This is a genomic window from Paenibacillus bovis, assembly GCF_001421015.2.
Taxonomy (GTDB): domain Bacteria; phylum Bacillota; class Bacilli; order Paenibacillales; family Paenibacillaceae; genus Saccharibacillus; species Saccharibacillus bovis.
Genome location: NZ_CP013023.1, coordinates 2,197,810 through 2,211,251 on the forward strand (window position 1 = coordinate 2,197,810; position 13,442 = coordinate 2,211,251).

Here is a 13,442-nt window from a genome sequence, read left to right on the forward strand (position 1 = left end):
TCACTCCATGATAGATGCAATAGATCATGAAGATGATCTGGTTCTGCCGCTTGTAAACAGCAAGATCCCTTTCTATAATCTTAGGTAGAAAGGGATCTTTTTTATATTTGAAAAGCTGTTGTAGTGCAGTTCCGGTCAACTCTTCCTTCGGGGTTATCCAAATTTATTTTGCTTTAAATTTTTTGTAAGAGCTTTCAAGGTTGAAATATGGTTAATTATTTTAAAGGTATGTTTATGCACTAAAAGGTTCACCAGTCTGTAGACAGCAATGGCAGTTATGACATCACTACTACAAAGCAGCATCATCTGAAGCAGCAGTTCAAATCAGAAAGGAGCCAGCGGAATGAGAGAAGGAACAACGATCTATGAAATAGAACCATGGACGATTCGAGAGACTTTATATAATCCGCAGTATAACCGCCGCAGCGAGACGGTCTTTACCGTAGCCAATGGCTATATCGGGATGAGAGGCCACTTTGAGGAAGGTATGGATGTACCGGAAGTGGATGCACTGAATGGTACATATCTGAATGGATTTTATGATTCGGCAGATATCACGTATGGTGAGGAAGCCTATGGTTATGCGCGCAAACGGCAGACGATGCTGAATGTAACCGACAGCAAAATTATTGAGCTGTGGATTGAAGGAGAACGCTTCAATCTGCTTGCCGGACGGTTGATCGACTATGAGCGTACACTGGATATGCAGACCGGTATACTTACCCGTCAGATCACATGGGAAAGTGGTACGGGTAAATGTATTTCGATCCGGATCGAGCGTCTGGTTTCTTTTGCCAACAAGCACGTAGCGATGATTCGTTATACTGTCAAACCGCTCAATTTTTCGGGAGAAATTACACTGGTGTCCGCACTGAATGGCGAGGTGCATAATGAAATCTCCGAAGGCGATCCGCGCGCCGGAGCAGCTTTTAAAGGACAGGTGCTGCATACGATTGGCAAGCACGAGACCGGTACCCATATGGCACTGGAGCAGCAAACATCGGAGACGGAATTCCACCTCTGGTGTGCTGCCGATCATCGGGCCAATCGTAAATACAAGCTCAAAAGCGAGCAGCAGGAACAGCGTCTGGAGAAACATTTTACCTTCACCCTCAAGCAGGATACCGAGGCTGTACTGGAAAAAGGAATCGTTTATTACACGTCCAAAGACTACGAGATTGAGCACCTGCCTATTCTGGCAGAATCCACGCTGAAAGACGTAATGAAAGACGGGTTCAAAGCGCTGGCTGATCTGCAAAAGCAGCGTCTGGATGAATTCTGGGAGACTGCGGATATTCAGGTGGAAGGAGACGAGAAGCTGCAGCAGGGACTGCGGTTCAATGCTTTCCATCTGTTCCAGTCTGTCGGTCGCGATGGACGTACGAATATCGGTGCCAAAGGGATTACCGGGGAAGGCTATGAAGGTCACTACTTCTGGGATACCGAGACGTATATCATGCCGTTCTTCCTGTATACCCAGCCGGATCTGGCGCACCAGCTGCTGGAATTCCGTTATCATACCCTGCCCAAGGCAAGAGAACGTGCGGTCGAGATGGCCGGATCTGGCGCTCTTTATCCATGGCGTACAATCGGTGGGGAAGAAGTGTCTGCCTATTACCCGGGCGGAACCGCGCAGTATCATATTAATGCCGATGTAGCCCATGCTGTTATTCAGTATACGGAAGCGCTGGATGATCAGGAATTCCTGCGTACCAAAGGGCTGGAGATGCTGGTGGAGACCTGCCGATTCTTTATGTCTGCGGGCGACTGGATTCCGGGCAAAGGCTTTTGTATTAATGGAGTAACCGGCCCTGATGAGTATACTGCGATGGTCAACAATAACACTTATACAAATATAATGGTCAAGGATCAGCTGGAATTTACCGCCCGTGAACTCAAAAAATGGTGTGATACCGATCCGGATTCTTATGAAGCAATGATCTGCAGTCCAATGGGACTGACCAATGAAGAGATTGATGTATGGGAACGTGCGGCAGAAGCCATGTACATTCACCGTCAGAGCGGTCTGATCGGACAGGATGATTCCTTCCTTGATAAAGGGATCTGGGATTTCGAAAATACCCCGGCAGAGAAATATCCTTTGCTGCTGCATTTTCATCCGCTCGTTATTTACCGTCATCAGGTGCTCAAGCAGGCTGACCTGATCCTGGCCATGTATCTGCTCGGACACCGATTTACCAAAATGGAAAAGGTGCGGAACTATGCGTATTACGAGCCACTGACGACGCATGACTCTTCCTTGTCTGCTGCGATTCATGCGATTATTGCTGCAGAGCTGGGAACAATGGACCCGGCATATGATTTCTTTATTCAATCGGCACGGATGGATCTGGATGATTTCCATAACAATGTCAAAGACGGTATTCATGCCGCTTCCATGGCAGGCAGCTGGCTGACGATCGTGGGCGGATTTGCCGGGATGCGTCAAAATGCAGGCAAGCTTCATTTCGAACCGAAGCTGCCGCCAGGCTGGACACGTTACAGTTTCCGCGTACAATTCCAGAAGCGTCTGCTGGAGATTACAATTGAGGACAATCTGACTACGTATCGACTGGTACGCGGTGAACCATTGATCGTAGCACATTACGGACATGAACGGCTCGTGGCTCTGACCCAGCCATTGATTATGAAAAATCGTGCATTGCAGGCTGTAATTTTCGGTCTGGAAGGTGTATTGATGCCGCTACCGGAGAAGCAGGATATTTACTTTGGTGGTACACCTGCACAACTGCCGCTCAACTATGTGCCTGAAGAGCCGCCTACCGTAGAAATGGATGAAAATGGAGTGCTGGGCAGCGCGGGAAGTCCTTCGTCCGAAGGAAACGGCAAGCCCGATCATTCCGTAACAGAACCGCCAGCTTCTTCTGTTGTAGATGGTGAAGCGGACAGCAGTACAGGTACCGAAGCCGCAGGTACTTCGGCAGGCGATGAAAAAGTATCGTCGGATGCACAAAAGAATACATCCAAGGACAACACATCTCCTGCCCAGTCAGAGCCTGCTCAGGAATCTTCAGCCGCTCAGGGCAATGATGGAGAAGACACGGTAATGGATACTCAGCCATCAGCGGAATGGGACCCTACGATACTCAGTAACCCATTGTCTCACGAATATATATATCGTGAATATCTGATGCCGGGTTCTATCGAACTGCTGCAGCAGCTCAAAGAGCAGGATGTAACGGTACTGCTCGCGACAGACCGTCCGGATGCCAAAGAGATCATGGAACGTCTCGGCATTATTGACTATTTTGCATCAATTATTCAGGCGCAGGATATCGAACATCCAAAGCCCGATCCAGAAGTGTTCGTCCTTGCGGCAGAATCCGTGAATGTACATCCGTATCACTGTATGGTAATCGAGGATTCGGCAGATTGCCTGCGTTCTGTGCGTGAAGTCGGTATGAAGACAATTGGTGTCAATATCCAGCACGTTGTCGATCATGCGCACTTTACCGTTGCCAGCCTGACTCACCTGAACGCAGAGACCATGAAAAGATGGATGGAAATTCCTTGATCAACGGTGTCTGACCAAATTAACGGCAGAACGACTACACACTGATCGAATTCAGGATATACCGTTCAATCTGAATAACTATGAAAATGTATTGAACAGATGATCTAGCTGGATCTGATCAACTGTGAAATGCAAAATATCGCAAGACACAAAAAAAGCTGTCCTTTCCCTGTTAACAAGCAGGGCAGGACAGCTTTATTCATTTCAGATCCAGTCTTTTTTGCGGAAAGTGAAGAACATCGTCAGACCGAGAATAATCATAATGCCGATCACCATTGGATAACCGAAATGCCATTTGAGTTCCGGCATGTATTCAAAGTTCATTCCGTAGATACCGGTAATAACGGTCAGCGGCATGAATATGGTCGTAATCGCTGTAAATACACGCATAATTTCATTCGCACGATTAGCGATACTGGACTGGTAGGCTTCACGTAAGTTACCCATCAGATCGCGGAACGTATCAAACATCTCGGAGACTTTGACCGCATTCTCGTACACGTCACTGAAGTATTTTTGGAGCTGGTCATCGATCAGACGCAGATCTTTTTTGTTCAGTGTATTGATGACTTCACGCTGTGGACCGAGTACACGCTTGAGCCATAGAATCTCGCCGCGCAGACCGATAATCTCGTTCAGATGCGACTTTTTGGTATTCATCAGGATATTTTCTTCCAGACGTTCAATCTGGTCTTCGATCCGGTCACCAACTGTAAAGTAGTTATCCACTACCAGATCGACGAGCAGGTACATGAATTTGTCGGGACGGCTCACTTCCTCTTCCCACAGAATCGGCTTGAGCGTCCGTAGTTCACTGATTTTCTGACGGGTCACTGTGATGATAAAATGACGTCCCAGGAAAATATTCAGTGCGCGCAGGAAAATTTCTTCATCGTCAAAACGAATACTGTTAACCACGATAAAGTAATGGCTCTCGTAGATTTCAATTTTTGGACGCTGCTCTTCATCGCCCATCATATCCTCAACTGCCAGATCATGCAGCATAAACAGCGGTTGAAGCAGGATCAGGTCATCAAGACCAGCGTCAATCCAGTAAAATCCCTCTTCAGGAGCCACCAGCGCTTCATTAATATCTTCAATGAGTGTAAAGTTACCAGCATTCACGTGCCGAATTTTCATATTCCTCTACTCCTTTTTTGGTTAAAGTGAGCAGGAAAATACACGGCAATCATACATACTTATTTAAAGCTTCGCTTTATATGAAAAAAGTACCTTTTCAAACATGGCGCGCTCCTCTGGTATCGTATTGTCGTTCATTTCCTGCAGTTGTGACTTCCTGTACTGCCAGCTGGGCCTCGGGTCGCCTTCCATCTTGAAATTCACCTCTTTGGATTCAATTACTTTTATGAAAAACATGAAAATACGTCAAATACTTGTTAAGTATACCGTGGGGACAGCAGGCTTTCAAGCTTTAAAAACAATCGTGCCTGATAACTTATTTATCGGCCCAACTTACCCTTGACGATAGATACAGAATTAGTATAAATTATGATATAAGTAATTCAGCGCTTGTCATACTAAGCGCAGCTGGCTTTTCATAAAAAGCAGTTTATATGCAGCAACCATCTTATACTTATACCAATAATTGAATAAAGCGAATCTTATCAAGAGCAGGTGGAGGGACTAGCCCTATGAAGCCCGGCAACCGGCGGTCATATACCGTACGGTGCTAATTCTAGCAGAGATACAGGTACATCCTACGATGAAGTATCTGGTATCTGCTGACAGATGAGAGAGGCGCTTATAGACGTGGACTCCGCGGATATGACCTTTCTCAGTGTGCAAAACAGAGAAAGGTCTTTTTTGTATATATAGCGCTGTTTTCTCCATCCTGCATGCACATCCATATCCACATAACTTTCATATACCCCAAGGAGTGAATTCACATGCCGATCAAAATCCCGGATAGCCTGCCTGCCAAAGAAGTACTGGCCGGAGAAAACATTTTCGTTATGGACGAATCCCATGCGTATCATCAGGACATTCGTCCTCTCAAAATAGCACTACTTAATCTGATGCCTACCAAAGAAACAACCGAGACCCAGCTACTGCGTCTGCTCGGGAACAGTCCGCTGCAGGTAGACATTTATCTGCTGCATACCGAATCGCATACTTCCAAAAATACTTCTGCCGAGTACCTGAACACCTTTTACAAAACGTTCCAGGAAGTGCGTCATCTGCGCTTTGACGGTCTGATCGTAACCGGTGCACCGGTAGAGACATTGGACTTTGAAGATGTGAACTACTGGGAAGAGATCCAGGAGATTTTTAACTGGAGCAAAACAAATGTTACGTCGACCATGCATATTTGTTGGGCCTCGCAGGCAGGTCTGTACCATCATTTCGGCATTCCCAAAGTCGATCTGCCGGAGAAATGTTTTGGTGTTTTCCCGCATACGCTCAACAAAACCAATGTCAAACTGCTGCGCGGCTTCGACGAATTGTATTATGCACCGCATTCGCGCCATACCGAAGTCCGGCACGAAGATATCGCCAAAGTGGAAGAACTGGAGATTCTGTCTGAATCCGAAGAAGCTGGTGTATACATCGTAGCGACCCGGGATGGTAAGCAGATCTTCGTCACCGGTCATTCCGAATATGACCCGCTATCCCTGAAATGGGAATATGACCGCGATATTGCCCGGGGCATGGATATTGCTGTTCCCAAAAATTATTATCCCAATGACGACCCGACCCGTACCCCGCCATCTACATGGCGCGCCCATGCAAACCTGCTGTTTGCCAATTGGCTCAATTATTATGTGTATCAGGAGACGCCATACGATTTGGGCAATGAGAAATCCGAAGTGGGGCAGTATTCCATTTAGATGCGAGCTTTTACCAGATTGGAAATGAAAAACGTACGATAGGTACCACCAAACTGGCAAATTATCATAACACTGTGCCCAGCAGTATAGTACTGTATCTGGCGCAACATTGATCATCCAGATCATCAACCTACAGCTCATAGATCCTAGAGGAGGAAATTACGAATGACGGAACACAACGCAAAAAACGAATCCCTTAATATTGAAAGCCGGCTGGCACAGATCGGCTCTGTGCAGGAACCGGTAACCGGAGCGATTAACTTTCCGATCTATCAATCTACCGCTTTCCGTCATCCGGCACTGGGCAAGAGCACAGGCTTTGACTATATCCGTACGACCAATCCGACAAGAGCCGTGCTGGAGCAGGCAGCCGCCGAGCTGGAATCCGGTGATGCCGGATTTGCCTGTAGCTCCGGTATGGCTGCGCTGCAGACTATTTTCTCTCTGTTTGGACAGGGCGATCATCTGATCGTGTCCCTGGATTTGTATGGAGGAACGTACCGTCTGTTGGAGCGGATTTTGTCCAAGTTTGGCATTACCGCTTCATACATCGATACGAATGATCTGGAAGCGATGGAGCAGATTCGCCAGGACAATACCCGTGCGGTATTTATCGAGACACCGACCAATCCGCTCATGATGATTACCGATATAGCGGCAGTAACAGGCTGGGCCAAGCAACACAATCTGCTGACCGTAGTGGATAATACGCTGCTGTCCCCATTTTTCCAGCGTCCGATCGAGCTGGGAGCAGATATCGTCATTCATAGTGCGACCAAATATCTCGGCGGACACAATGATGTGCTGGCAGGCCTGATTATTACCAAAGGCAAGGAATTATCCGAAGAAATGGCTTTTCTGCATAACTCAATCGGTGCCGTGCTGTCACCAACCGATTCCTACCAGCTGATGCGCGGCATGAAGACACTGGCTCTGCGTATGGAGCGTCATGAGTATAATGCGACAGCGATAGCGACTCATCTGCAGCAGCATCCGCAGATCGCCCAGGTTTATTACCCTGCACTGCCGGATCATCCGGGTCATGAAGTGCAGAATCGTCAATCAAGCGGTAATACCGGCATTTTCTCTTTTAAAGTCACCGATGCACGTTATGTAGAGCCGCTGCTGCGTCATATCAAGCTGATCGCGTTTGCCGAGAGTCTGGGTGGGGTGGAGTCGCTAATGACGTATCCGGCGATTCAGACACATGCTGATATTCCACTGGAAATTCGTGATGCGATTGGTGTAGATGATCGTCTGCTGCGTTTCTCGGTGGGGATTGAGCATGTGGATGATCTGATCGCCGATCTGGATCAAGCGCTGGAAGCTGCACGTCTCGAAGTGGAAGGGGCGTGAGCAGATGAGCGGGAATCAGGAGCATAACGATAATCGCTACCACTCTTCTGGCCGACAGACGGCTGTTCCGGTATCCCAGCAGACTCGTGGATTCGATACCAAATTGATCCATTTTGGCGGCGAGATTGACCGGGCGACCGGAGCTTCCAGTGTGCCGATTTACCAGGCATCGACTTTTCATCAGGAAGATATATTGAATCCGCCGCTGCATGATTACAGCCGCTCCGGCAATCCGACGCGTCAGGCGCTGGAAGATTATATTGCCCTGCTGGAAGGTGGAACGAATGGATTTGCTTTTGCTTCGGGGATGGCAGCGATCTCGACAGCCTTTTTCCTGTTATCGGCGGGTGAGCATGTCATTGTCACCGAAGATGTATATGGCGGTACGTATCGTCTGCTGACAACGATTCTGAACCGGATGAATATCGAGATTTCCTTTGTCGATATGACCAATCTGGAACAGGTCAAAGGAGCACTTCGTCCCAATACGCGTGCTGTGTATATGGAGACGCCTTCCAACCCGACACTGAAAATTACCGATATTCATGCAGTGACCGAATGGGCGAGAGAGCATCATCTGCTGACCCTGCTGGATAATACATTTATGACTCCTTATTATCAGCGGCCGATTGAGCTGGGCGTAGATATAGTACTGCACAGTGCGACCAAGTTCCTCGGCGGTCATAGTGATGTGCTCGCCGGTCTGGCAGTAACGCGTACCGAACAGCTGGGCAAGCAGCTCAAGCAGCTGCAAAATAGCTTTGGCAGCGTGCTGGGTCCGCAGGATTGCTGGTTGCTCATGCGCGGGATGAAGACACTGGGTGCGAGAATGACCCATTCGGAAAAGAGTACAGCCAAATTGGCAGAATGGCTGCGCGGACGCAGTGATATCGAGCGCATCTATTACCCGGGTCTGCCGGAGCATCCCGGACATGAAGTTCATGTCAACCAGTCGACAGGCTTTGGCTCGGTTATTTCTTTTGATGTGGGTTCCGGTGAACGTGCCAAGCAGGTACTGGATCGTGTTCAGCTGCCACTGGTAGCCGTAAGCCTGGGAGCAGTAGAAAGTATCCTTTCCTATCCGCCAACCATGTCCCATGCAGCGATGGGTGCCGGTGTCCGGGCAGAGCGGGGAATTACCGATGGACTGCTGCGTCTGTCGGTTGGCCTGGAAGACGTGGAAGATCTGATCGCCGATCTGGAGCAGGCGCTGGACAGTTAGAAAAGGTAGCGCTGGATCGACTGATTGGATATAAAGCAGACAGAGGCTCAGGGATATACTATTTAGTCATCTGCTGATACGATCTGTATCCTAACTTACTTAATAGAGGAGAACGTATATTTCAAAATCTGCTTCGAATTGAATTCCGGATCAATACTGTGAATGCCAGATTAATACTGAATATCGCCGAGTAAACACGGAATGAATGCAAGTGAACAAATATAAATGATGAAATACAAAATGAATACATGCGGATAAAAAGTACTCTTGCTATAAGGCAGGAGTACTTTTAGTGTTACTGATACTTTGTATCTCTATACCAATGTTTTGTATCTTTATATCGATGTTTTGTAGCTCTATATCAATGCTTTGTATCTTTATACCAATACTTGTCACCTCTATCTAGCACTGTATATTTCTATTCAATACCGTGTATCTCTGTTGGAATATGCATATTCTCTTTGTAACACTCACTAACTGTATATTTTCCCTTCACTAAATGTTCAAATTTCATGTATACGTTACCATCGTTTATATTCCATTTCAGCGGGTAATGACCATACGTGAGAACGTCGAATATATACACAGATCTGGAGGGACTGGCATATGACACAGAATAAATATCCTTTTGATGGCTCGATTGTATTGATTACAGGTGCAAGCACAGGGATTGGACGTGCTGTAGCAACTGCCTTTCTAAAAAATGGCGCCAATGTGGTACTCGCTGCGCGCAGTGAAGATAAGATGAAAGAAATTGTGGAAGGCTACAGCGATGATCGATATCTGATCGTACCTACCGATGTGCGCAAACGTACTGAAGTGGATGCGCTGGTGCAGCAGACCGTAGATCGTTTTGGCAAGCTGGATGTGGTGATCAGCAACGCCGGTGTATCCGTAGCAGGTCCGATTGAAGAATTAACTGATGAAGACTGGGAAAATATGCGCACAACGAACGTAGACTCCCAGGTATATCTGGCACGTGCAGTCGTACCTCATCTGGAAAAATCCAAAGGTTCGATTATTGCGACTTCTTCCGTATCAGGCCTTGCAGGCGACTGGCCGCACCCGGCATACAATGCCACCAAAGGAGCGATCAGTTTGTTCGTTCAGTCACTGGCATTGCAACTCGGAGAAAAAGGTATACGCGTCAATGCGATTGCACCTGCCTTTACCGTTACCGAGATGACCAAGCCGATGATGGAAGAGGGCGGACAGGAATTGGTTGAGAAATTCAAATCCCGTGTGCCGCTGCAGCGGATCGCCGACGCTGAAGATGTAGCACCTGCCTATCTGTTCCTGGCAAGTCCGGATGCACAGTACATTACAGGGGTCATTCTGCCGGTCGATGGCGGTACGATAGCGTCCAATGGACAAGGCAACTCGCCTCGTGAATTTGGCAATTAATCTGGAGTCTGCGATATGACGGTGTAAGGGCGAAGTTTCCTTTTGGCCGCAGCGCAGAGCATGTATGCTCGCTTGATTATCCAAATGATTCAATAAATCAAACAAGATAACAAATAAAATGATCGAATTACCGATTGGATACGTATCATAGGGAGACGCCTTTCATCATAGCAGGCGTTTCCCTTTTTATATGAACAGAGACAGCTCTGTAGTGCTGGGGTAGAGACATATTTCCACTGGAAAGGATATGGAAAAAGTTACCGGAACACTTCCAAAATGCTGTGCGGAAATTGTAATTTTATCGCAAAAAATCACCGTACTGTCATTTCCATGCCTGTTTTTCAAATGTGAAATATGTTACGATAATACATGTCGCTATTGAAATTATTTTAATTTTTAGATATGGCAGATATATGACATTACTGGAATATGAATTACACAACATCCAATTTACTTTTCGACATCATACCTTGATGCCTGAAATAGGTTATAGGGAGGCTATAATATGAATACAGTAGATCGTATCCTGGAAAAAGCCCTGCAAGGTGGACGTCTGGACCTGGAAGATACTATTGCACTATATGAATCCGATCAAATCGAAAAAATGGGCCATGTCGCGAATCAGATGATGATCCGCAAAAATCCGGACCCTATTACCACTTTCGTTATCGGACGCAACGTCAACTACACCAATGTATGCGACGTATTTTGCCGTTTCTGCGCATTTTACCGTCGTCCCGGTTCTGCCGAAGGCTATGTACTGCCTGACGAAGTCATCCTGCAAAAGATTCAGGAAACCGAAGATGTAGGCGGTACAGAGATTCTGATGCAGGGCGGGGTAAACCCTGAATTGCCTTTTGAATACTATCTGAATATTCTGCGTAAAATCAAGCAGCACTTCCCGAACATTACGATGCACTCGTTCTCCCCGGCGGAGATTATGAAAATGCAGCTGTTGTCCGGCATGTCCATGGAAGACACGATTCGTGCGATTCATGAAGCAGGTCTCGATTCCCTGCCAGGCGGTGGCGGCGAGATTCTGGATGACCGCACACGCCGTAAAATCAGCCGTCTCAAAGGCTCATGGCGCGACTGGATGGACGTTATGCAGACCGCCCACAAAGTGGGTATGAATACGACAGCAACTATGGTTATCGGATTCGGCGAGTCGATGGAAGAGCGTGCGCTGCATCTGCTGCGTGTTCGTGAAGCCCAGGATGAATGTATCCAGAATGGCTACGATTCCGAAGGCTTCCTGGCGTTTATCTCCTGGACGTTCCAGCCCGATAACACCAATATGAAAGCAGAGAAACAAACACCGGAGCAGTACCTCAAAAATGTAGCGATCAGCCGCATCGTGCTGGATAACATCAAGCACTTCCAGTCTTCTTGGGTAACGATGGGACCGGAAGTCGGCAAAATGTCCCTGCAATATGGTTGTGATGACTTCGGTAGTACGATGATGGAAGAGAATGTCGTATCTGCTGCAGGTACTACCCACAAGGTCAATATCGAGCAGACTCTGGATATTATCCGCGCCGCTGGCAAGATTCCTGCACAGCGTGATACCAAGTACAATATCCTCAAAGTATTTGATGATGAGAGCTACAAAATCCAGCGCGACTTTATCATGCAGAACTAATCATCGGATGGCTTGAAGTTCCTGCAATATGGCTAGCAGAAAAATATAACATAATAAAAAGCTCTGTCCTCCGCAATCGGGTGACAGAGCTTTTTATTATGTTGCTCAGATTTCAAAAGAATATTCGCGCTCAACTTTGCATACTTTGACAGAATATTCTGCATACCATTGTTGCTGGCCTTTTTGCTGGGCAATTTGATGAGCCGCATTACTTTTCCACTGTCGAATAGCATCGAGATCACGCCAGTAGGAGATGGTTACCCCTGTTCCGTCCAGGTTGCGATAGCTTTCTATACCGAGAAAGCCGGGTTGTGCCGAACCGAGCTGTTCCATCCGATCCGCCATCTGTCCATACCCCTGATCACCGGCAGTACGTGTACTTGTAAAAATAACAGCGTAATACGGTGTTTCCCTATTCATAGCATGTATTGTCAATGTGATCACTCCCTTATTCCATTTCATGATAATATGCTACATTTAATAAGACAGGAATATCAACCACCTTATCGTTATCACTGGGTTTACTTTTTCCTATAACAGGGTTCAGTACATTTTTTCCAGATGGGTCAATCCAAGGGGGGATAATAATGAAATTGCTATTCATATCCGATATTCATGGTTCTTTGTACTGGCTGAACCGTGCGATTGAAAAAGTCGAGCAGGAGCAGCCGGATCAGATTATACTGCTGGGTGACTATATGTATCATGGTCCCCGCAATCCGCTGCCTGATGATTATAATCCTGCAGAAGTAGCCAATATACTCAACCGCTATAAAAACCGAATTATCGCTGTTCGGGGCAATTGTGATGCTGAAGTCGATCAGATGCTGCTGGAATTTCCAATGATGGGCGATTATGCCGTTCTGTATCATGAATCCCGCAAAATTCATGTTACTCATGGACATGGGTACAGCATGGAGCATCTTCCGCCGCTCCAGCCGGGCGATATTTTTATCCAGGGGCATACGCATATTCCTGTTGCTGTGCAGCAGGAGGGTATCTATTTGCTGAATCCCGGCTCTATAGCTTTACCAAAAGGAGATTATCCTCATTCCTACGGTATTATGGAAAATGATATATTTACTATCCACAGCTTGGAGAATACGGTTATCAAGCAGATCATTTTCGAGGATTAGAGAGCATAATCTCTCCGAATCGGAGTATAGGGATAGCTGGGTCAAAAAGCAATTCGTATAGAATGCTTGACGCTGATTACGGACACTTTTATAATGGTTGAAGCACAAGTCATTAAATGAATATATGAGCAATGACGAAGACACGAGACTTGGAACCGTCCGGTTAAGAGAGAGGGAAATCTATTCGCTGCAATTTCCTCCCGTGACAGCCATGATCTTACCACTTCCGAGCTATGATGTTGAACCCGGCAATCCATGCTACATAGAGTCGGCAGTAAGCTCCATCGGTTCATCACCG

The 13,442-nt window shown here is 46.9% G+C and carries 9 protein-coding genes and 1 riboswitch; of the genes, 7 read left to right on the plus strand and 2 right to left on the minus strand.

The window, feature by feature from the left end:
* Window positions 1-343: 343 nt before the first annotated feature.
* The gene (locus AR543_RS09410) at window positions 344-3,535 is read left to right on the plus strand and encodes an HAD-IA family hydrolase (RefSeq protein ID WP_060533804.1); all 3,192 of its coding nucleotides are present in this window, start codon (window positions 344-346) and stop codon (window positions 3,533-3,535) included.
* A 204-nt stretch (window positions 3,536-3,739) separates the two neighbouring features.
* Here AR543_RS09410 and corA read toward each other — a convergent pair whose 3' ends face one another.
* The gene (gene corA / locus AR543_RS09415; RefSeq protein ID WP_017811338.1) at window positions 3,740-4,675 is read right to left on the minus strand and encodes a magnesium/cobalt transporter CorA; all 936 of its coding nucleotides are present in this window, start codon (window positions 4,673-4,675) and stop codon (window positions 3,740-3,742) included.
* A gap of 479 nt (window positions 4,676-5,154) precedes the next feature.
* Window positions 5,155-5,291, plus strand: a riboswitch (SAM riboswitch).
* A gap of 151 nt (window positions 5,292-5,442) precedes the next feature.
* Here corA and metA point away from each other — a divergent pair.
* From metA to mqnC, 5 genes are all read left to right on the plus strand, one after another.
* A complete protein-coding gene (gene metA, locus AR543_RS09420) occupies window positions 5,443-6,384 on the plus strand; it encodes a homoserine O-acetyltransferase MetA (protein ID WP_060533806.1) in 942 nt (313 codons plus the stop codon).
* A 165-nt stretch (window positions 6,385-6,549) separates the two neighbouring features.
* Window positions 6,550-7,740 carry a PLP-dependent transferase gene (locus tag AR543_RS09425; RefSeq protein ID WP_060533808.1) on the plus strand — a complete coding sequence of 397 codons (1,191 nt, stop codon included), beginning with the start codon at window positions 6,550-6,552 and terminating at the stop codon, window positions 7,738-7,740.
* A gap of 4 nt (window positions 7,741-7,744) precedes the next feature.
* Window positions 7,745-8,962 (plus strand): aminotransferase class I/II-fold pyridoxal phosphate-dependent enzyme, encoded by a 1,218-nt coding sequence (locus tag AR543_RS09430; RefSeq protein ID WP_060533810.1) that lies wholly within the window; start codon window positions 7,745-7,747, stop codon window positions 8,960-8,962.
* 606 nt (window positions 8,963-9,568) lie between these two features.
* Window positions 9,569-10,366 (plus strand): meso-2,3-butanediol dehydrogenase, encoded by a 798-nt coding sequence (gene budC, locus AR543_RS09435; protein WP_060533812.1) that lies wholly within the window; start codon window positions 9,569-9,571, stop codon window positions 10,364-10,366.
* A 505-nt stretch (window positions 10,367-10,871) separates the two neighbouring features.
* Window positions 10,872-12,008, plus strand: coding sequence for a cyclic dehypoxanthinyl futalosine synthase (gene mqnC / locus AR543_RS09440; RefSeq protein ID WP_060533814.1), 1,137 nt, complete (start codon window positions 10,872-10,874; stop codon window positions 12,006-12,008).
* A gap of 105 nt (window positions 12,009-12,113) precedes the next feature.
* On the opposite strand, the gene AR543_RS09445 is transcribed toward mqnC, so the two are convergent.
* The gene (locus AR543_RS09445; RefSeq protein ID WP_060536716.1) at window positions 12,114-12,428 is read right to left on the minus strand and encodes an antibiotic biosynthesis monooxygenase family protein; all 315 of its coding nucleotides are present in this window, start codon (window positions 12,426-12,428) and stop codon (window positions 12,114-12,116) included.
* A gap of 167 nt (window positions 12,429-12,595) precedes the next feature.
* On the opposite strand from AR543_RS09445, the gene yfcE reads away from it, so the two are divergent.
* Window positions 12,596-13,144, plus strand: a complete 549-nt coding sequence (gene yfcE, locus AR543_RS09450) for a phosphodiesterase (protein ID WP_060533816.1) — start codon at window positions 12,596-12,598, stop codon at window positions 13,142-13,144.
* The last annotated feature ends 298 nt before the right edge of the window (window positions 13,145-13,442 follow it).

What these genes read in the sequence shown, in the direction of transcription:
- AR543_RS09445 (WP_060536716.1), bottom strand. Translation starts at nt 12,428, where the DNA reads ATGAATAGGGAAACACCGTATTACGCTGTTATTTTTACAAGTACACGT.
- budC (WP_060533812.1), top strand. Translation starts at nt 9,569, where the DNA reads ATGACACAGAATAAATATCCTTTTGATGGCTCGATTGTATTGATTACA.
- corA (WP_017811338.1), bottom strand. Translation starts at nt 4,675, where the DNA reads ATGAAAATTCGGCACGTGAATGCTGGTAACTTTACACTCATTGAAGAT.
- AR543_RS09425 (WP_060533808.1), top strand. Translation starts at nt 6,550, where the DNA reads ATGACGGAACACAACGCAAAAAACGAATCCCTTAATATTGAAAGCCGG.
- yfcE (WP_060533816.1), top strand. Translation starts at nt 12,596, where the DNA reads ATGAAATTGCTATTCATATCCGATATTCATGGTTCTTTGTACTGGCTG.
- AR543_RS09430 (WP_060533810.1), top strand. Translation starts at nt 7,745, where the DNA reads ATGAGCGGGAATCAGGAGCATAACGATAATCGCTACCACTCTTCTGGC.
- metA (WP_060533806.1), top strand. Translation starts at nt 5,443, where the DNA reads ATGCCGATCAAAATCCCGGATAGCCTGCCTGCCAAAGAAGTACTGGCC.
- AR543_RS09410 (WP_060533804.1), top strand. Translation starts at nt 344, where the DNA reads ATGAGAGAAGGAACAACGATCTATGAAATAGAACCATGGACGATTCGA.
- mqnC (WP_060533814.1), top strand. Translation starts at nt 10,872, where the DNA reads ATGAATACAGTAGATCGTATCCTGGAAAAAGCCCTGCAAGGTGGACGT.